Consider the following 20,439-nt stretch of genomic DNA (forward strand, 5'->3'; position numbering starts at 1 on the left):
GCATTAGTGAAATCGGAAAGACGGAGTGAAGGCTGCGTAGCTTCTGAACGTAACCTCTTCCGATTTTTATGCATCAGGATTAAACCGCACGAACCGCCTGAGCAACTTGTTCAGCTATGTGCTTTGCAACCGATTCATCTGCGGCCTCTACCATGACACGCACAACAGGTTCAGTACCGCTAGGACGCAGCAGCACTCGCCCATTGTCACCAAGTTCATCCTCAGCAATTTTCACAGCTGCAGCAACGCTTTCATCTGCGCTAACAGCATGTTTATCAGCAACATTAACGTTGATTAGTTCCTGAGGAAATTTTTTCATAACACTGACAGCTTCTTCAAAAGTACCACCAATGCGTTTTACAGCTGCAAGGAATTGTACTGCTGTCATAAGCCCATCGCCAGTTGAGTTGTGCTCAAGCAATATCATATGCCCCGACTGTTCGCCACCAATAGAGTACCCATTAGCGCGCATCTCTTCTAGCACATACCTATCGCCAACTTTTGTTTGAATGACATCTATACCTGCGTCGCGCATTGCATGAACGAAGCCAAGATTGCACATAACTGTACTAACCACTGTATTTTTAGCAAGAGCACCTCGACGCTTCATATCTAGCGCTATAACCGCTTCTACAATATCGCCATCTATTTCGATACCTTTAGGCGTAACCATCATAACTCTGTCGGCATCTCCATCATGTGCAATACCAATGTCAGCGCCTGTGTCGCGTACAAGCTGCTTTATCGGCTCTAAATGCGTAGATCCGCATTCAACATTTATATCGGTACCATCGTAATCATCGTTAATGACTATTACATCGGCACCAAGACGCTCAAGCGCAACAGGACTCGTAAGAGAAGAGGCACCATGACCCGTATCAAGAGCAATAGTCATGCCTTCAAAATTAATCCCCTGCTTTTCGATAGAGCGCACTGCATGATCAATATAAATATCGCATGCATTTTCAACTTCTATAGCCACGCCTAACTCAGATCCTGACGGCATAGCCGCATCAGGGCTTCCTTCAGCACACGAAACTGCAATTTCGCCTTCAAGACCACCAGAAGTGATGAACTGCTCTATTTCGTCTTCCAATGCATCGGGCAACTTAAAGCCTTTTGCGTCGAAAAGTTTAATGCCGTTATACTCCGGAGGATTATGAGATGCAGAAATTACAGCACCACCTGCAGCATTAAGCTCTCGCACTAGAAGTGCCACACCCGGTGTAGGAATAACGCCGGCTAGCAATGCACTACCCCCAGCGCTTGTTATGCCTGCTACCATAGCCGCTTCAAGCATATCACCAGAAAGGCGCGTATCCTTGCCGACAACTATTGTCTTTCCTAAAAACTTAACAGCCGCCTGACCTAAATAATAGGCGATCTTATTAGTAAGTTCGACGTTAGCAACGCCTCGTACACCGTCGGTTCCAAATAACCTTGCCATACTATTTCCCTCGCTTAATATGACCCTCAACAAGACGAGCTGCCCCACTAGGTCGCTCTTCGTCGGTCATGCGCTCGTTCAATTCCGCTGCAAATTCATCCATAGATATATTGAAGCGCGAAAGCAAAACCATTAGATGATACACAATATCAGCTGCCTCATAACGCAAATGATCCACAGCAAAGTCAATTATAGCCTCATCATTAGAATACACATTAAGCATCTCAGCTTCCTTGGCAGCAAGCCCCGCTTCTGCCGCTTCCTCAGATACTTTCTTGCATAAATCGTCCAATTTCCCTTGAAGCAGTATTCGTGTATAGCTGCTTTCCCGACCTTCGCTTTTACGCGACTCTATGGTGGCAGCCAGACAATCAAGTGCCGCCCCTATCTGAGATAAGGGCGGCACCTCGCCTTCGGCAATATATATCTTGCTACTATTCATTATCGCCTTCATTATCGGCATCAGCACTATTAGCTTCAGCTTCGACATCGGTTATGCCAAATCCAAGCCCTTCAACAGCCCCGAGCAGCGCATCAAGCTCTTCAAGGTTTCGCTGATAACTGCGCGGCGGCAAAGCCTCGCCTAGCATTTCTTCGCCTTCATTGTTGAAACGCGGCGGCTCATCTCCACCTATCAGAATAGTATCGTCAGGGCTAAACACCATGTCTAGCAGCTGTGACATATCATCGCTTGTGGCAGACAGGTCATCTTCTATCACGTGCATAAGCCCGCGCTCTTCTAGACCCTCTTTCAATTCCTCAATAGCCTTAACGCCTATTCCCTCTATGCGCAGAAGATCATCTTCGGTATGACCCAAAAGATCGGCAACTGTTTCTATACCGGCCTCGCTAAACTTATTAGCCCAGCGCTGAGACACTCCCAAATCGTCAAATATATAAAGACGCGCCTGCTCGTCGGTCAGATTATGTCTGCGACTACCCATGCTTAAAGCATTCAGATAGCTACCGTAGCTGCCTGTAGTGTTAAAGAAACCATCGCCATCTAAAGACCAATCTTGAGGATGCGGCAGTAAGTCTTCTATTTCACGAAGCGCCTCTGGAGCATATTCTGGCAAAACATCGCCATCTGCCGATTCAACAGGTTGCCCCTTATATGTAATTCCCACATTGCGATAACGCGTAAGTCCGGTACCAGCAGGTATGGGTTTGCCAATAATTACATTCTCTTTTAAGCCAGCCAAATGATCAGTCTTGCCCTCTATGGCAGCGTCGGTTAGAACCTTGGTAGTTTCTTGGAACGATGCAGCTGACAACCACGAATCAGTCGCCAGTGATGCCTTTGTAATACCGAGCAGAAGCGGCTGACCTATAGGCGGCTCTTTCCCTTCCGCAATAAGATCGTTTGCAACTTTCTCAAATTCAAAACGATTAACTTGTCCGCCCGGCAATAGGTTAGAATCGCCCGCATCTAATACCGCTACCTTGCGAAGCATCTGGCGCGCAATAACTTCAATATGCTTGTCGTTAATATCAACGCCTTGGCTGACATAAACACCTTGAACCTGTCCGACAATATAGCGAAGCGTGGTATTCGGGTCGGTCAAACGCAGCAAGTCGTGCGGATTAATAGAACCCTTTGTAAGCTGCTGCCCTATATGAACTTCACAACCATCTACCACACCGGGCATCATAGTAACGCGCGCTGATACTACGTATTCGCGCAGATTACCCTCTTGGTCATGGATTGTAAGCACCTTAGATGACTTATCGCCACCTATTTGCAAAGTGCCGGATATTTCCGCAAGCACAGCCTGACCCTTAGGCTTACGCGCTTCGAAAAGCTCTTGAACACGGGGAAGACCATGGGTGATGTCTTCACCAGCAACGCCGCCGGTGTGGAACGTGCGCATCGTTAGCTGCGTACCGGGCTCACCAATAGACTGCGCAGCAATAATGCCGACAGCAGTACCTATATTAACTGGACGACCAGTTGCCAAATCCCAACCATAGCATTTCTGGCAAACGCCATGTTCAGCATGGCAAGTCATTATTGTGCGAATTATAACTTCTGTGATACCAGCGCTTTGCATATTGCGAAGCTGCTGCATGGAAGTTATATAGTCGCCAGCATCCATCAAAACTTCGCCATTTTTGCCAGTAACAGGTTCTAATATACAACGCCCAATCAGGTTCTCGTCAAGTTCGCCCTTTTCAGTCTCTAGCGCATAAGGTACACCCTCATGAGTATGGCAGTCTATTTCGCGAACAATAACATCTTGCGCAACGTCAACCAGACGGCGAGTCAGATAACCAGAGTCGGCAGTACGAAGCGCCGTGTCAGCCAAACCCTTACGAGCGCCATGCGTAGAAATAAAGTACTCCAACACCGACAAGCCTTCGCGGAAGTTTGCCTTAATAGGACGGTCAATAATTTCGCCTTTCGGGTCAGACATAAGACCACGCATACCAGCCAACTGACGAATCTGCTTGATATTACCGCGGGCACCCGAGAAAGCCATCATGTAAATAGGATTAAACTTGTCAAAGTTTTCAGCCATGGCATCGCCAACTTCTTCGTTGGCTTCATTCCAAATGTCTACAACCTGCTTATGACGTTCCTCGTCGCTAACAAGACCTAGTTCGTAGTCTTCATCTATAGCAGCTACCTTAGCATCGGCCTTCGCAAGTATTTCACCTTTGTTAGGCGGGATAGTAGCGTCGTACACAGATACGGTAACACCAGCACGTGTAGCGTAGTGGAAACCAGCATCTTTCAAACCATCCAAAATTGGAGGCAACTCAGAAAGTTCATAGGTGTTACAAACATCCTCTACCAGACGGCTAATTTCCTTCTTGTTCATTTCGTAGTTCAAGAAAGCGTAATCTGGCGGCAGAACATCATTGAAAATAATGCGTCCAACCGTGGTTTCTATACGATCGCCTGCCTTGTGTTCCTCATAAACACCATAGCTAGTAGCAACTTGGCAAGGTACACGAAGACGCACTTTAATCTTAGCCTGCAAATCTAGGTCGGCACGCGCATCGTATGCACGCATTGCATCATCTATGTCGGTAAATACGCGCCCTTCGCCCTCAAAGCCATCACGTGCAGCTGTCAGGTAATACAAACCGATAATCATGTCCTGCGTAGGTACGGTAAGCGGGCGACCGTGTGCCGGAGACTTTATGTTGTTTGAAGACAGCATAAGAACGCGAGCCTCAGCCTGCGCCTCGGCACCAAGCGGCACATGTACAGCCATTTGGTCGCCGTCGAAGTCGGCATTAAACGCAGTACAAACAAGCGGGTGCAGACGAATTGCTTTACCTTCAACAAGCACTGGCTCGAAAGCCTGAATGCCCAAGCGGTGCAGGGTTGGTGCGCGGTTCAAAAGTACCGGATGATCTGCGATAACTTCCTCAAGCACGTCCCATACGCGGCTTGCTCCGCGATCTACCTTGCGCTTCGCATCTTTAATATTGTTCGCATATTCAAGCTCGACCAAACGCTTTATAACAAAAGGCTTGAACAGCTCTAATGCCATCTGACTAGGCAGACCACATTGATGCAGTTTCAGCTGCGGACCAACAACAATAACCGAACGACCTGAATAGTCAACGCGCTTGCCCAACAAGTTCTGGCGGAAACGACCTTGCTTGCCCTTTAGCATATCGCTAATCGACTTCAACGGACGATTACCGGGACCTGTAACCGGGCGACCACGACGACCGTTATCAAACAAACTGTCAACCGCTTCCTGCAGCATGCGCTTTTCGTTGTTAACGATAATTTCAGGTGCGCCCAAATCGAGCAGACGCTTCAAACGATTGTTGCGATTAATTACGCGACGATATAAATCGTTTAGGTCTGAAGTAGCGAAACGACCACCATCCAACTGCACCATTGGACGCAGATCGGGCGGTATAACCGGCACTACATCTAAAATCATATCGGTGGGACTATTGTCGCTCTTCAGGAACGCATCTACCACCTTCAAGCGTTTTGTAGCCTTAACGCGCTTTTGACCCTTACCGGTGCTTATAACTTCGCGCAACTCTTCTGCCGTGGCTTCCAAATCTATCTGATCTAGCAAATCGCGGACAGCCTCAGCACCCATGCCGCCAGTAAAGTAATCGCTATAGTTCGCGCGCATTTCGCGATAAAGAGCCTCATCTGGCACAAGCTGCTTCGGCTCTATACGCATAAATTCATCTAGCGCATCGGCACGCAGCGCCTTGCGCTCGTTAAATTCCTCGTAAATGTCGGCAATTTCTTGATTAACCTCTTCGGGGGTTAAACGATCGTCATCGTCGGCATAGTCGATAAAATCGTCATCCTCGGGCACATAGTCGGTAGAAAGCTTACGTGTAGCCTCTATCAACCTGTCGCGCTCAGCGTCAATTTCCTCTAAGTCAGCCGCAAGTTCATCACGCAGCTCATCTGCATCTTCTTCGCGCGCTTCCTTATCTACACTGGTAATAATTGAGCTAGCGAAATAAAGGACTTTCTCCAATTCCTTCGGCGGAATGTCTAGAAGATAACCTAGACGCGAAGGGGACCCTTTGAAATACCAGATATGACTTACCGGCGCTGCCAGTTCTATATGACCCATGCGTTCGCGACGAACCTTTGAACGCGTAACTTCAACACCGCAGCGTTCGCACACAATGCCGCGGAAACGAACGCGCTTGTATTTACCGCACGCGCATTCCCAGTCTTTCGTAGGACCAAATATCTTCTCGCAGTAAAGACCATCTTTTTCAGGCTTCAAAGTACGATAGTTAATAGTCTCTGGCTTTTTAACTTCACCACGCGACCAGCTACGTACATCTTCAGCACTTGCAAGGGATATGCGAAGCGCATCGAAATTGCGCACATCGTATTCGGTGTTCGCCATTATTCGGCTCCTTTCTCTTCATTGGAACCGATCAACTCATTAGCAAGGTTGTCCAATGCTTCTGCGGAATTATTGTTCACAGGTGCGCTGGTGCCTAAATCGGCGCCTATCAGCGTATCTCCATCATCAATCAATAAATCGGCTGTGTTGTCGCGGTCGATATCACTCATAAGTTCACCAAGTTCAGCAGCTATATCGTCTATAGCGTTGCTCTCTTGCTTCTCGGTTTCGCGGGCACCCGATGCCAAAGCCTCGTAAATAGCACGATCTTCGTCGCCCTCGTCACCGTCAATATTTACATCGCTTGCGCCGAGCGCACCTTCAAGTTCAACATTCAAGCAAAGGCTCTTCATTTCCTTTACCAAAACCTTGAACGACTCAGGCACTTCAGGAGCCGGAATATTTTCGCCTTTCACAATGGCTTCGTAGCTCTTTACACGACCTGCCGTGTCGTCAGATTTCACAGTTAGAATCTCTTGCAACACATTGCTTGCGCCGTAAGCGTAGAGCGCCCACACTTCCATTTCGCCGAAGCGCTGACCGCCGAACTGCGCCTTGCCGCCTAGCGGCTGCTGGGTGATAAGACTGTAAGGACCAGTAGAGCGTGCATGAATCTTATCGTCAACCATATGACCGAGTTTAAGAATGTATGTAGCACCCACAGTAATAGGTTCGCGGAATTTCTCGCCTGTACGACCATCGTATAGCCAAGTCTTACCGGTAGGAGTAAGTTGCGGCACCATTTCGTCGCGCGCCATTTCGCCATACTTCTTATGGTTCATATTTATTAGGTTGCGATTAGCCTTCACAATAGCATCTGAAATTTCGTCTTCAGTGGCACCGTCAAACACAGGCGTGGCAACAAACATGGGACCTTCCACCACGTCATCGGTTTCAGCGTCGTCAGACCAGCCCCACTTCGCAGCCCAACCCAAGTGATTCTCAAGCAGCTGACCCACATTCATACGGCTAGGAACGCCCAGCGGATTCAGGATTACGTCGATAGGCGTACCATCAGCCAAGTAAGGCATGTCTTCCACAGGAAGCACGCGGCTGATAACACCCTTGTTACCGTGACGACCGGAAAGCTTGTCGCCCTGTTGCACCTTACGCTTTTGAGCAACATAGACACGCACCAGATCTTTAACTTGCGGCGGCAAATCGTCGCCAGCTTCGCGGCTGAAACGCAAAATGCCAATAACGCGACCACCCGCACCGTGCGGCACCTTCAAAGATGTATCGCGCACTTCGCGTGCCTTTTCGCCAAATATAGCACGCAGCAGGCGCTCTTCAGCGGTAAGCTCGGTTTCACCCTTCGGAGTAACTTTGCCGACCAAGACATCGCCCGGACCAACCTCGGCACCTACGCGAATTATGCCGTCGGCATCAAGGTCGGTAATCATATCGTCAGAGATATTCGGTATTTCGCGCGTTATTTCCTCGTCGCCCAACTTTGTTTCGCGGGCATCAACCTCGTATTCGGCTATCTGAATGCTGGTAAGCAGGTCTTCGGAAACCACGCGCTCGGATACGATAATAGCGTCCTCGTAGTTGTAACCTTCCCACGGCATGTAGGCAACCATCAGATTTGCGCCCAGCGCTAACTCGCCATGATCGCAGCTTGGACCATCAGCTAAAACATCTCCCACTTCCACTCTGTCGCCGGGGCGAACAATGGGCTTATGGTTAATGCAGCCAGACTGGTTAGAGCGCTGGAATTTAGGAATTAGATATTCGTCGTATTCCCCATCGTCTGTCTCTATGATGATGGTCTGACCATCCACATAGTCAACCACGCCGGAATTCTGCGCGACTAATATCTCGCCAGAGTCAACCGCGATGCGATGCTCAATGCCAGTACCAACAAGCGGTGCTTCGGTACGCAGCAGCGGCACAGCCTGACGCTGCATGTTTGAACCCATCAACGCACGGTTAGCATCGTCGTGTTCGAGGAATGGAATAAGAGACGTAGCCACACTAGTCATCTGGCGCGGAGAAACGTCCATATAATCAACTTGTGTAGGCGGAACTTCATCAGGTTCGCCAAATTCACCAGCAGCATTCTTTGTACGACAGAGAATACGAGCGCTGGGATGCCAATTACCGTCTTTATCGTATGTGCCGAACTCGCGCGTTTTAGGATCGAATGGATCGTTAGCCTGCGCAATAACGTAGTTTTCTTCCTCGTCAGCCGTAAGATAATCTACATCATCTGTTACTTTGCCATCGACCACACGGCGATACGGACTTTCAATAAAACCAAACGGATTAACGCGCGCATATGCCGCCAGCGAACCAATCAGACCAATGTTTGGACCTTCAGGCGTCTCAATTGGGCACATGCGACCATAGTGAGAAGTATGCACGTCGCGCACTTCAAAGCCTGCGCGTTCGCGCGACAAACCGCCCGGACCCAAAGCCGACAGGCGGCGCTTATGCGTAATGCCGGCAGCAGGATTTGTTTGATCCATGAACTGAGACAGCTGCGAAGATCCGAAAAACTCCTTGATAGCTGCCACAATTGGACGAATATTCACAAGGCTTTGCGGAGTGATTTCTTCAGGCTCTTGCATGCTCATGCGCTCGCGCACCACGCGCTCCATGCGTGAAAGACCAATACGGAACTGATTTTGAATCAGTTCGCCCACAGTGCGGATACGGCGGTTACCAAAATGGTCAATATCGTCAACCTGATAACCTTCTTCGCCTGCATGAAGCGCAATTATGTAGCGCATTGTGCGCACAATATCTTCGCGCGTAAGCGTGGAAGACTCAGCCGATTCAGGATTTTCGCCCAGCTTTTTATCTATCTTGTAGCGACCCACCTTCGCCAAATCGTAACGCTGCGGATTAAAGAACAAGCCATCTAACAGCGTGCGAGCTGAATCAATTGTAGGCGGCTCGCCCGGACGGAAGCGCTTGTAAAGCTCAATTAGGCTTTCCTCGCGGGTAGTAGCTGGGTCACGCTCTAGGGTGCGGCGCAGCATTTCAGAATCGCCAAGAAGATCGATTATCTCTTCGTTCGTCTCGGCTAGTCCAAGTGCGCGCACCAACAGCGTGGCAGGCTGCTTACGCTTACGGTCAATACGAACCGACAGCACATCGCGCTTATCGGTTTCAAATTCTAGCCAAGCACCGCGGCTAGGAATAACCTTAGCGTTATATATAGTCTTGTCAGAAGTCTTATCGCGCTCACTTCCAAAATAAACACCCGGGCTACGCACTAGCTGACTTACCACTACGCGCTCGGTGCCGTTTATGATGAACGTACCACGCGGAGTCATAAGCGGAAAATCGCCCATGAACACCTTTTGTTCTTCAATAACACCTGTTTCGCGATTAATGAAACGCACATTTGCGCGAAGAGCAGCTTGGTAGCTGACATCTTTTTCCTTGCATTCATCAACCGTATACTTCGGCTCTTCGAACTCGTGTTCGCCGAATTCGAGCGCCATATCTTTAGTGCTGTTCTCAATTGGAGCAATATCGTTGAAAGCTTGCGTAATGCCTTCCGTTTGGAAATGCTTAAAACTTTCTGTTTGGATACCGATAAGATTCGGAAGATCCATTACATCTTGGATCTTTGCGAAACTGCGTCGATCTCTGTAATTGCTGGTAGTAGGTGATTTTTTTAGCTTTGCCACGAAGCTGATCCCCCTTCAAAATTCCTTTGGAACTGAAAATTGCAGCAACGCACTAAAATACTTAAAAGTACGCCCTTGGTCAAGAAAAATTTTTTAGAAATATGTAGTTTTTGTGTTTTATATATAAACAACCACTAATAAGCAAACCAACAACGGATGCACTCAATCTTAACATTCATATAACCGATCAAACGTAAGCGATGCCTAACGATGTGTGATACGCTTTCAACATAACTTTCTAAACGGAAAAGGAGTTCGAAATGGGCAATTGTTTGGTGGCGCAATCTGGAGGACCAACTGCTGTTATAAATGCTTCACTGGCAGGCGTTGTGCGCGCAAATCAGCTAAACCCAATATATGACCACGTATATGGTGGCATTCACGGCATAGAGGGCGTGCTTGAAGAGAAACTTTACGATCTGACCAATCTTTCAGGAGCAGAAATTGAATTACTGCGCCAAACTCCATCAAGCGCGCTTGGTACTTGCCGCTATAAGTTAAAGCGCGACAATCCAGCCGATTTCGAGCGCCTGTTAACCATAATGGACAAAAATGATATAGACGTAATGTTTTATATCGGCGGCAACGATTCTATGGACACAGTAGATGCACTTTCAGAATATGCCGCCGCGCACAACAGCAAGAAGCGCTTCGTTGGTATTCCGAAAACTGTTGATAACGACCTAGTGCCTGTAGACCACTGCCCCGGCTTCCCAAGTGCCGCTAAGCTGGCTTGTCTAGTAACGCATGCCACACGCTTAGATTATGATGCCTACACGCGCCCCGAGGTATTTGTGCTTGAAACCATGGGTCGCGATGCTGGCTGGTTAGCTGCAAGCTGCTGTTTAACTGGCGATGTAGATTTGTTGGTGCTGCCCGAAGTAGACTTTGACCGCGAAAAGTTCTTAGCGCAGGTGCAAAAGAAGATGGATGAGGTCGGCTCGTGCTATATAGTGGTTAGCGAAGGCGCACATTATGCCGATGGCACCTACATCTCTGCGGGCGATACTGCAAATGATGGTTTCGCGCATGCTGTGTTAGGTGGTGCTGCACAAACACTAAAGCAAATGATAATCGATGCTGGCATTGCTCCGCGCGGCGTAGTGCAAGACCTTTCGCGCGCAGCACGGTCTTCAAATTTCGCGCAATCGAAAATAGATGTGACCGAAGCTTACGAACTTGGCATGAGCGCACATATGCGTTCGGCAAACCCAGAGTTTACTGCGCAAGTTGTAGGCGTAAAGCGCGGTAACGCACGCAAAATGGAATGTTCGGGCGGCAGCTGCCAAATGATTGAGTCTTACAATGCAGAATTTTTCGCAGGACCTGCAAGCGAGTTCGCGAATTATGTAAAAGCATTCCCGACCGATTGGATACTGCCCGACTATCAAGGCATAACTGAAGATGCACTTGAATACTTCCGCCCATTAGTAGAAGGCGAACCGGCAATAATCTATGGCAAGGACGGAATGCCTGCCACCATAGAGCCTTTCAACAAGCGCTAAAACGCCGCTTCAAAAGGGTCAGATTCCGATATTTCGGACTGACCCTTCGTAATTTCTATAAGTTTATCTATAAGCGCTTGCTGGTTGCCGGCAAGCGCTCTGAATTTCAAAGCCACATCCTGAGCAAAATTACTGTCTTGAAGTTTCGCCCCTGTGGGCTGCACCGCACGCAGCACTTGCTCGTATTGTGAGTACGGAACGCACAAAGACACATCGATACATTGCGATATGGTAACAACTTGCGCCATATCAACTGCCGCTTGTACTGCCCCTGAATACGCACGCACAAGACCACCTGTACCAAGCAGCGTGCCGCCAAAATAACGCGTTGTTACGCAAATAATGTCTGTAAGCTCTGCATGACGCAAAACATTCAAAGTAGGCATACCAGATGTACCGCTAGGTTCTCCATCATCTGAATATCGCACACGCTCAGATGCACCACCCACGCCCCGCACAATATAGGCATATACGTTATGTCTGGCTTGCGCATGCTTAGTACGAACGCTTTCAAGAAATGCCAACGCTTCATCTTCAGTTGAAACTGGTGCTAGCTGCGCTATGAAGCGTGATTTTTTCTCTACAATTTCCGCCTCGGCAAAACCTTGTATTGTGCGATACGCTTGCGTCATTGCCCTAGCCTTTCGGCAGCATCGAACCATTCCAGTTCTAGCTGCTCAATTGATTTTTCAAAGTCTGCTATTTCTTCCTGAATTGCACTTAGCAGTTGATAATCGGTTGGGTCGGCTTGCGCCAGTTCCTCTTGTTTGGAAGCTATTTTCTTGCGAAGTGTATCTATTTTTCCCTCGTTGGAAGTCATAAGCTTACGCAGTTTGCGCTGTTGACCACCCGATAGTTTCTTATCAGCGACAGTATCAACTTCAGCGCTCGTTTCAGGTGTGCTCACAAAGCGAGTTCCGCAGGCGCTTTGCGCCGAGGACTGTTTGAGCGACTGAGCATTCCCGAAAGGAGCACCGAAACCCCCGGAACTCTCTGAAAGGTTTTCCGTAATTTGCAGATATTCATCAATACCACCGGGAAGATGGCGCAACTTGCCATCTATCAGCGCAAACTGATGATCGGTTACGCGCTCCATTAAATACCTGTCGTGCGTTACAAGCAGCAAAGTGCCCGGCCATCCATCCAGCAGACTTTCTACAGCAGCCAACATGTCAGTATCTAGGTCGTTACCGGGTTCGTCTAATATAAGCACGTTTGGCTGATCTAGCAAAATAAGCATCAAAGCCAGCCTGCGCTTTTGACCGCCCGACAAATCGCATATCGGTTCATTCAAATCGGCTTTGGAAAACTCTAGGCGCTCTAATAGCTGAGCTGGCGATTGTTCTCTGCCATCTAACATAATGCGGCGGGAATATCTACTTATAACTTCACGCACTCTATCACTACCAAGAGATGCAAGCTCATCTAAATGCTGCGAAAGTACAGCAAAGCGCACGGTCTGCCCTATTTTTATACGACCGCTGCTGGGCTGCAATTCGCCCTGAATCACTTGCAGTAATGTTGTTTTGCCCGCACCATTTTCTCCCACAATTCCGTAGCGATCGCCCGGACCTATCATCCACGTTATATCGTCAAGCACACACCGCGCCGCGTTGTCTTCGCCTTCGCCTTCGCAAAATTGAACAGTTACATCCTCTAAATCTACCACTTGCTTTCCAAGGCGCGCCATTGCCATGCGCTTCAGTTCTAGCTGATTGCGCAAAGGCGGCACATCGGCAATTAAGGCACGTGCAGCAGCCACATGAAATTTTGGCTTAGTTGCACGAGCGCGCGCACCGCGCGATAGCCATGCCAATTCACGACGCAACATATTCTGTCGTTTTGCTTCTGCTTGCGCAGCTATTCTTTCACGTTCAACTCGCTGCATTATGTACGCAGAAAAACCGCCCTCAAACGGCTCTATAGTGCCATCATGCACTTCCCACATTTGCGTAGCCACTTCATCTAAAAACCAGCGGTCGTGCGTGACCACCAAAAGCGCCCCTTGACCGCTGCGCCAGCGAGTGCGCAGATGCCCAGCCAACCACGTAATAGCGCGCATATCTAAATGGTTTGTAGGCTCGTCTAGCATTAACACATCCCACTCGCCTACCAGCAAGCGCGCTAAATCTGCACGGCGACGCTGACCACCAGATAGCTCTTTAATATGCTGCTGCGGATCTATGTCGGATAGAAGCCCTGAAAGTACTCCGCGTATGCGGCTACTGGCAGCCCACACATATTCAGGAATATCTCCCAAAACCACCTGTTCTACAGTTGCATCAGCCGCTAGCGAATCGCTTTGACCAAGCACGCCCACACTTATGCCGTGCGTTCGCACCTCCCTACCACTGTCGGGCTGCACATTGCCCGCCAATAGTCCCAAAAGTGTAGATTTTCCATCGCCGTTGCGCCCAACTATGCCAATACGATCGCCTGTATTTACCCCAACAGACACGTTCTCAAAAACGCGCTTTGTCGGAAAATCAACCGTAGCTTTCTCGCAACCTAAAAGAAATGACATTAACGCTCCGTCCGCTTTTGTTTATAGCCGCGCAGCTTTCAGCGCCGCTATCTCCGCCGCCCAACCCGACAAATTATCTTGCGGAGTTTCTAGAAAAAACGGCAGACTGCGCAGCGCTTCATGGTTTATAACTGCCGTAAGAACTTCAAAGCCTATCTCTCCTTCGCCAATTCTAGCGTGACGGTCTTTGTGCGCTCCGCAAATGTTTTTTGAATCGTTTAAATGTATGGCGTGCAGGCGGTCCAAACCTACAATTCTGTCGAATTCCTCTAGCACGTCATCTAAGTGTGCAATGTTATAACCACCATCCCAAACATGACACGTATCCAAGCAAACTCCCACATGATCACTTAATTCAACCTGAGCAATTATTTGCGCCAATTCAGTAAAAGTAGCACCAACTTCGCTGCCTTTTCCTGCCATAGTTTCCAGCAATAACAACGTAGTTTGCTCTGGGCGCAAAACCTTATTCAGCGCATCGGCAATCAGGCGAATCCCCACATCGGCTCCCTGCCCCACGTGGCATCCCGGGTGCATGTTATACATTTGACATGGTGTAGCTTCCATACGCTGCAAATCGTCAGCCAACACTTCAAGCGCAAATTCGCGGGTTTCGGGCTTTTTTGATGCGGGATTCAAGGTGTAGGGCGCATGAGCCAGAAAACAAGTTATGCCTGCCTCTTGCGCAAGCGCGTTAAACGACGCAACATCTGCGGGATCTATAGGTTTTGCCTTGCCACCACGAGGGTTGCGCGTAAAAAACTGAAAAGTATTAGCCTCAATAGATAAAGCATCTTTTGCCATTTGACTATACCCTTTCGCGCTAGACAAATGACATCCTATTGTGAACATGACCCTCTCCTCTGAATTCGGCTATGCGCAAAACCCAAACGCTTTAAAACATTACCAAACATAGAACTACAAACAAATTCTAGATGCTTCATATTACGACAAACGATAGAATACCTCTTTAATTAAAAAGCATACTGCCTGTATCGGAGGTATTCTGCATGCCGTCGAAGCGCTGCGAAGTTCGTTTTCTTGCTGCATTACTGCTTGCGCTGACGCTTGCGTTTGGGTGTTTGCCGGGTTGCTTGCCCACGCCGCAAAAAGCTACACCACCAGTCGCAACAAGCACAACCAGCAGTTCGGCTGATAACTCCAGTTCCACCGATAACTCCAGTTCAGCTAATGCTCCTGCAGAAGCGCACCCTAATGCAATAACGAATCGCGCACTAGACAACACAACACAAATTGCCACAATTACTCAAAACATTGAGTCTATCCAAGCACTTCCCGCTTTTACCGAAGCGCCGGGTGTATACATAAATGGCAACATTCCTTCATTTACAAGCGAAGACTTAGCTCTTCCATATGGAACGGAAAACTACGGACAACTAGACCAACTAGGGCGATGCACAGCCGCAATAGCTATGGTGGGTCCAGAAACCGAACCGACCACCAAACGCGGTAACATATCGCATATTCACCCCAGCGGTTGGGTGCAGGCGCGATATCCCGAAATAGGGCTTGACCACTTATATGAGCGCAGCCATATGATTGCCCATTGTCTAACAGCTGAAGATGCAAACGAGTGCAATTTAATAACTGGTACAAATTATATGAACCAAGGTGCCATGCAAAAACTTGAGCAAAAGATGAATGTTTTTGTAGATTCTACCGGCAATCATATTTTGCTGCGCGTAACGCCAGATTTTCACAATGAAGAACTGGTTGCACGAGGCGTGCAAATGGAAGCATATTCGCTGGAAGACGATGGCGAAGCAATTTGTTTCAATGTGTATCTATACAACGTACAACCGGGCGTTCAGATAGACTATTCCACAGGACAAAGCCAAGTTGCAACGTCTACCGCATACAATAACTGCGATCCGCAAAACAACGGGATTCACAATGCACACAGACATCACCAGAATCCAAATACTCTTTAGAAGTAGTGCGATACTGACTTGCTTCGTATCGCTAGCAATGATCGTTCCTGCAATAGCTTTAATGTTTAACGTACCCGTAATGGGCTGGATGATTCCATTCGCATTCCTACTAGGCGTGCTTATAGTTGCCCTAGCAGCCAAAAGCGGCTCTGCGAAAATTACGCTTTACGCTTGCGGCATAGCTTTAGTAAGCCTAGTTCTGTGCACATTAATTTGTGGTGCATTCTTTGACTTTTCGTATGACGGAAACACACATCATAAAGAAGCGGTGGTATTTTTAGCGCAAGGATGGAATCCGCTGCGCGAGTCTGTTGCCAGCTGGCGCGGCTTTCAAGAACTTTACCCCAATGGCAGCATGATTCAGCTATGGATAGACCACTATGCGCGCGGACCGTGGCTTTTCGGCGCAGCAATGTATGACTTAACGGGGTGGATAGAAACCGGCAAGTCATACACACTGATATCAATGGTTGCAGCGGGATGCATGTTAGGCGCAATGCTTAGCGGACGTGGCTTTGCTGGTTGGCAATGCGTACTGCTTGCATTGCTTGCAGCGGTAAATCCGATAACTGTACCGCAATTTATCACGTTTTATAACGACGCATTTCTTATGATGTCGCTTTTTGCAGTGTTGCTTAGCCTATACATTGTGGCACTTAGAAAAAACAGCTTACAAAATGATGTGATATCAGAAGTATCAGTGCCATCGGATAGCGCATTTCGTATAAGCTTGCTGGTGTTTGCATTCGCGTTTATATCGTGCGTGCAAGCCAAATTCACTGGATTGGCGTATGCCGGTTTATTTTCAGTCGCATTTTTGGTGTTATATGCGGTGCAGGCTGTGCAAAGCCGCAAGGGTTGCATTAACGACGGTGCGGACTCGCGCACGCGTGCTGCCGCCGAAATTGTCAGCGCCGAAATTGATGCCGATAAAATTGCGCAAGATTGCAAAAACTTTGCCCTAAAGCGTTTCTTACTAATGGGCATACTTATGCTTAGCACGCTTATTGTTTCGGTTTGCGTTGTTGGCTATAGCCCCTATATAACAAACTTCTTAAATGCCGGGCATCCATTCTATCCGCTTATGGGCGAAGGCGCCGTTGACATTATGACAGCCAACAGCCCAGCAATATTCGCCAATATGAACACGCTACAAAAAGAATTTGTGTCGCTGTTTTCGCCACTTGCTAGCCCTGAAGTAACCGACGACTACGAATTGGCGCTAAAGTTGCCGCTTAGCATCAGTTTCAGCGAACTAAGGCAAATGCCCGCAAACGATTCGCGCATAAGCGGATTCGGTTTACTGTATAGCGCAATTGCTATCGTGAATTTCATATGCGTTATCCCAATGCTAATAATTAGCCGCAAGCGCTGGAATGTATTTTTCATGGGATGCGTTGCGTATTATGCGTGCGTAGTGGCGCTAGTGTTCATTTTTAGCGACGGCTGGTGGGCGCGATATAGCGGGTACAGATATTTCTCTAGTATTATTTTGCTAGCGTTTATGTTTAAACTGCTAAACGAACGAAATTGCCGCATCATTAATTACCGCTTCGTTAAACCAGTTGCGGTGCTGTTTGCCGCACTATTGGTGGCAAATACCGCACTTTTCTTAGTATTGAATACCAGCGTGCAATATGTCAGATCTTGCGCCCTAAACAGCCAGCTTATGCACCTGAAGCAGGAAGTTGACAATGGTGCCGAGCTGCATCTAGCTTCAGAAAATCAAGAACTTGGATTACTGTTCAACCTAGACTCTATGGGGGCTAGATATATATATGATGGTCCCGTTACGGAAGATTTCGCCCCCACCGGTGCCACCCACAGATTCTTATACAGGCTTGATTAAATAAAAGAGCTAACTGCAACTCATTCTGTCTGGAAGTTTCGCAATTACCTAACTTTGTGTGTAACGGCATATCTTCCGTTTCCGCAATAAGGCATCCCAATCTATTACGGGAAGTTTAACGGGCAGTTTAGGCTGTTATGATTCGGCTATAGATTGGCAAATATCTCGAGGATAGAAGGGAGATCCCGTAATGGATATCAGCGAGGCGATGAAAAACCAGATAACCGCAAAAGGTTACGACCTCGATAACGTTGAACTTCTTGAAATACGAGGAAAGTTTGACAAACAAGTAGTGGGATCCTACACCGAAGGTGTATTCAAAGCCGGAGATGGCAGTTACTTTAAGTGCGGCGAAGGTATGCCGAAGTCAAATTACGAGCTGCGTGCGGGACTGCTTGTGCGAGCAGGCACAAAGCTGTTTGAAATTACCGAAGAAGAAGCCAATGAATGGCTGAAGAACACGGACATGTCGATATATCCCGTTCAATAAAACAAACGAAGGGATAATGTTATTGCGCAGCAATAAACCATGCGTTATCCCTTCATCGTTTAGTTCTTCATCCAGCTATCTTTATGCGCAACATGCATACTAAAAGCATCAGCGAAACGCCGACTCCCGCGAAATAAGCTCAGTCGGAATAATTTTTCCCGATAGCGACTTAACCATATTGAGCGCATCGGGCGATTCAAAACACCGATTGCGAGTATTCTTGTTCATAGGTCTAAGTATTTCGGCTTCTACAAGTTGATGAATAGCATCATTAGCCGCCGAAAATCCTTTACCGGTAGCATCCATCACGGTAGCCACTGTAATTATTGGCTTTCCGGGAAGTTCCTGCAAAACAAGGTCGATCACGCTTCCCTTTCGCATGCCCGGCAATCGCCTGAGCCATTTTTCTTCCATATCGGTTATCTGATCCATAAGCGAACGGACAAGGCTAACTGAAAAAGCCATGCATTCCGCACAATGAAATGTCCATCTATCAAGAGCCATAGCTGCTTCTCGCTCGCTGAACGGCTTATTCGCCCGATAAGGGAACAAAAGCTGAGCATGGTCGCGCACATTCATAGCGGGAACAACCGCTATTGGAGGAATTATGTGGTTATAAAACAAGCGCCTTTTCATAATCATGTGGGCAAAAGCGCGTCCGGTGCGATCCATACCAGTTTTGAACGGTCGAATTGCTTCTAAATGAAAATGAGCAACAGCAGCTTGAGTAGTAGGAGAAAGATTGTTTCCGTTGCAAAAACTCATCAGATCATCAATAAGCATGGGAATGCGATCTGGTTCCGGGGCAATATATATGTTCTTTACAACCCCAGAAAAAGCCATGCGCATCCGATAGGGCTGCTCGCGAAAGTGCATTTCCTCGTCTGCCTGCTCCCCTTCTTCATACATAATCTGACTATGCAGGCGCAACAAAGTATTGCGATCGAATGTGAAATTAGCCGTCCCGCAAGCTATATCTTGAATAGCGGCGCAATAGCGCACAGCTGCTTGCGACGCGCGCTGAGTATTATCGCCTGCTATTTTGCCGCACGAAAGCGCAGAATCGTAGCCATAGCGTTTCGCATGCCGCAACGCCTCTGCCTCTATAAGAAGCATGGTTTCAATATCGGGTGCGGTACCATCAACGCATATGGTAGCCATAGCCTCCAAATGCGCAAGCAAAACACGCAGCGCATGATTATATGGGTAGCGAACACTACGTTCGTCAATACGCGCATACTTAATTTCAGCATCAGCCATAGTGCCAAGTGTTTTGTTCTGAAAAACAAAATTCCGATTACTGAAAGGACGCGGCGAATAAACGCTTCCCATAGTAGGTTTTTGAGCTTCATGAACAGCATTCAATGGATCTTCAGTAACCATTTGGACACCAATCACGCGATTGCCTACAGCAAATCTTTAAGGCAAATACTCGCCCAACGATTAACAGTACCTATCAACTAGCAGCAATTACAATAAGAAACGATCAGCCTATCTAGGATTCGCCCAATACTCATCCAAAAAGCGAACAAATAGATGCACACATATTAAAGAGCACCTATATTATCCTGTACAACCTCAAAACGCTCTCCATTAATGCCGCGGAAAAACATGATTATTAGATTCAAGCCTTTATCCCCATAAGCAGAAAATATTGTTGAATCGTCTAGCTGTCGGTCAAATTCTATTGAAGTTGCAAATGGACCAGCTTCAATAGGTATGGAAAGTTCATTGAGTTTCTGCTCGAAGGCTTCCATGTTATCCACGCGAAATGAGATGTGATTCTGCGTGGATGCTGCCCCTTTTAGTGTTTCTTTATCCTCCTGCTCAAGCAATTCTAAAATAATATTATCCCCAGCTTTAATCCAAGCCATATATAGCGGCTTATCGCCCTCCATTGCTTGCGTCTTAAATAGCAGTTCAAACCCAAGATTCTCGTACCAGAGGATCGTTTCATCTATGTTATTACAGTATATACCACCATGATGTAGATTCTTCAGCATTCTCAATTCACCCCATTCTCCTAATTGGTCTATATAGCCTATATAGGCAATTCGCAGACCACCTCTATCCTAGATAATACGCGCCAAACAAGGTGCCTTTTACGATTTACCAAAAGTCCTTTTATGTATTGCGGTCTGTTGCTTAAACAGCAATATTCCACCCCGCTCT

The 20,439-nt window shown here is 47.7% G+C and carries 12 protein-coding genes and 1 pseudogene; 4 read left to right on the forward strand and 9 right to left on the reverse strand.

Annotation, left to right across the window (positions count from 1 at the left end):
- Window positions 1–79: 79 nt before the first annotated feature.
- The 4 genes and pseudogenes from glmM to G7Y46_RS07135 form a co-directional block, all read right to left on the reverse strand.
- Complete coding sequence (glmM, locus tag G7Y46_RS07120; RefSeq protein WP_165253599.1) at window positions 80–1,447, reverse strand: phosphoglucosamine mutase; 1,368 nt, start codon at window positions 1,445–1,447, stop codon at window positions 80–82.
- A gap of 1 nt (window position 1,448) precedes the next feature.
- The gene (hisE, locus tag G7Y46_RS07125) at window positions 1,449–1,889 is read right to left on the reverse strand and encodes a phosphoribosyl-ATP diphosphatase (protein WP_165253601.1); all 441 of its coding nucleotides are present in this window, start codon (window positions 1,887–1,889) and stop codon (window positions 1,449–1,451) included.
- Window positions 1,882–6,303 (reverse strand): DNA-directed RNA polymerase subunit beta', encoded by a 4,422-nt coding sequence (locus tag G7Y46_RS07130; protein ID WP_165253603.1) that lies wholly within the window; start codon window positions 6,301–6,303, stop codon window positions 1,882–1,884. Before G7Y46_RS07130 ends, hisE begins: the two co-directional genes overlap by 8 nt.
- A gap of 323 nt (window positions 6,304–6,626) precedes the next feature.
- Window positions 6,627–9,947, reverse strand: a pseudogene (locus G7Y46_RS07135) (DNA-directed RNA polymerase subunit beta); the annotation flags it as partial.
- 260 nt (window positions 9,948–10,207) lie between these two features.
- Between G7Y46_RS07135 and G7Y46_RS07140 the strand changes: the two are divergent.
- Window positions 10,208–11,452: a diphosphate--fructose-6-phosphate 1-phosphotransferase gene (locus G7Y46_RS07140; protein WP_165253607.1), complete on the forward strand. Its 1,245-nt coding sequence runs from the start codon at window positions 10,208–10,210 to the stop codon at window positions 11,450–11,452.
- On the opposite strand, the gene G7Y46_RS07145 is transcribed toward G7Y46_RS07140, so the two are convergent.
- The 3 genes from G7Y46_RS07145 to G7Y46_RS07155 are packed head-to-tail and all read right to left on the reverse strand — an operon-like array spanning window position 11,449 to window position 14,828.
- The gene (locus G7Y46_RS07145) at window positions 11,449–12,084 is read right to left on the reverse strand and encodes a YigZ family protein (protein WP_165253609.1); all 636 of its coding nucleotides are present in this window, start codon (window positions 12,082–12,084) and stop codon (window positions 11,449–11,451) included. The genes G7Y46_RS07140 and G7Y46_RS07145 overlap by 4 nt on opposite strands.
- Window positions 12,081–13,976: an ABC-F family ATP-binding cassette domain-containing protein gene (locus tag G7Y46_RS07150; protein ID WP_165253611.1), complete on the reverse strand. Its 1,896-nt coding sequence runs from the start codon at window positions 13,974–13,976 to the stop codon at window positions 12,081–12,083. The genes G7Y46_RS07145 and G7Y46_RS07150 overlap by 4 nt, the downstream gene beginning before the upstream one ends.
- A 21-nt stretch (window positions 13,977–13,997) precedes the next feature.
- On the reverse strand, window positions 13,998–14,828 hold the full coding sequence (locus G7Y46_RS07155) for a deoxyribonuclease IV (protein WP_165253613.1): 831 nt from the start codon (window positions 14,826–14,828) through the stop codon (window positions 13,998–14,000).
- A 158-nt stretch (window positions 14,829–14,986) separates the two neighbouring features.
- On the opposite strand from G7Y46_RS07155, the gene G7Y46_RS07160 reads away from it, so the two are divergent.
- The 3 genes from G7Y46_RS07160 to G7Y46_RS07170 all read left to right on the forward strand — a co-directional run bounded on the left by G7Y46_RS07160 (window position 14,987) and on the right by G7Y46_RS07170 (window position 18,267).
- The gene (locus tag G7Y46_RS07160; protein ID WP_165253615.1) at window positions 14,987–15,928 is read left to right on the forward strand and encodes a DNA/RNA non-specific endonuclease; all 942 of its coding nucleotides are present in this window, start codon (window positions 14,987–14,989) and stop codon (window positions 15,926–15,928) included.
- Window positions 15,891–17,777, forward strand: coding sequence for a hypothetical protein (locus G7Y46_RS07165; RefSeq protein ID WP_165253617.1), 1,887 nt, complete (start codon window positions 15,891–15,893; stop codon window positions 17,775–17,777). The genes G7Y46_RS07160 and G7Y46_RS07165 overlap by 38 nt, the downstream gene beginning before the upstream one ends.
- Window positions 17,778–17,967: 190 nt before the next feature.
- The gene (locus G7Y46_RS07170) at window positions 17,968–18,267 is read left to right on the forward strand and encodes a hypothetical protein (RefSeq protein ID WP_165253619.1); all 300 of its coding nucleotides are present in this window, start codon (window positions 17,968–17,970) and stop codon (window positions 18,265–18,267) included.
- A 108-nt stretch (window positions 18,268–18,375) separates the two neighbouring features.
- Here the strand turns inward: G7Y46_RS07170 and G7Y46_RS07175 are convergent, their stop codons facing one another.
- Window positions 18,376–19,650, reverse strand: a complete 1,275-nt coding sequence (locus G7Y46_RS07175) for a Fic family protein (protein ID WP_165253621.1) — start codon at window positions 19,648–19,650, stop codon at window positions 18,376–18,378.
- 164 nt (window positions 19,651–19,814) lie between these two features.
- Window positions 19,815–20,270: a VOC family protein gene (locus G7Y46_RS07180; protein WP_165253623.1), complete on the reverse strand. Its 456-nt coding sequence runs from the start codon at window positions 20,268–20,270 to the stop codon at window positions 19,815–19,817.
- Window positions 20,271–20,439 lie beyond the last annotated feature (169 nt).

It is taken from the genome of Adlercreutzia sp. ZJ304, assembly GCF_011039075.1.
Classification (GTDB): domain Bacteria; phylum Actinomycetota; class Coriobacteriia; order Coriobacteriales; family Eggerthellaceae; genus Adlercreutzia_A.

Excerpts from the sequence above, each read along its gene's own strand:
- glmM (WP_165253599.1), bottom strand. The coding sequence starts at position 1,447 with ATGGCAAGGTTATTTGGAACCGACGGTGTACGAGGCGTTGCTAACGTC.
- hisE (WP_165253601.1), bottom strand. The coding sequence starts at position 1,889 with ATGAATAGTAGCAAGATATATATTGCCGAAGGCGAGGTGCCGCCCTTA.
- G7Y46_RS07130 (WP_165253603.1), bottom strand. The coding sequence starts at position 6,303 with ATGGCGAACACCGAATACGATGTGCGCAATTTCGATGCGCTTCGCATA.
- G7Y46_RS07140 (WP_165253607.1), top strand. The coding sequence starts at position 10,208 with ATGGGCAATTGTTTGGTGGCGCAATCTGGAGGACCAACTGCTGTTATA.
- G7Y46_RS07145 (WP_165253609.1), bottom strand. The coding sequence starts at position 12,084 with ATGACGCAAGCGTATCGCACAATACAAGGTTTTGCCGAGGCGGAAATT.
- G7Y46_RS07150 (WP_165253611.1), bottom strand. The coding sequence starts at position 13,976 with ATGTCATTTCTTTTAGGTTGCGAGAAAGCTACGGTTGATTTTCCGACA.
- G7Y46_RS07155 (WP_165253613.1), bottom strand. The coding sequence starts at position 14,828 with ATGTTCACAATAGGATGTCATTTGTCTAGCGCGAAAGGGTATAGTCAA.
- G7Y46_RS07160 (WP_165253615.1), top strand. The coding sequence starts at position 14,987 with ATGCCGTCGAAGCGCTGCGAAGTTCGTTTTCTTGCTGCATTACTGCTT.
- G7Y46_RS07165 (WP_165253617.1), top strand. The coding sequence starts at position 15,891 with ATGCACACAGACATCACCAGAATCCAAATACTCTTTAGAAGTAGTGCG.
- G7Y46_RS07170 (WP_165253619.1), top strand. The coding sequence starts at position 17,968 with ATGGATATCAGCGAGGCGATGAAAAACCAGATAACCGCAAAAGGTTAC.
- G7Y46_RS07175 (WP_165253621.1), bottom strand. The coding sequence starts at position 19,650 with ATGGTTACTGAAGATCCATTGAATGCTGTTCATGAAGCTCAAAAACCT.
- G7Y46_RS07180 (WP_165253623.1), bottom strand. The coding sequence starts at position 20,270 with ATGCTGAAGAATCTACATCATGGTGGTATATACTGTAATAACATAGAT.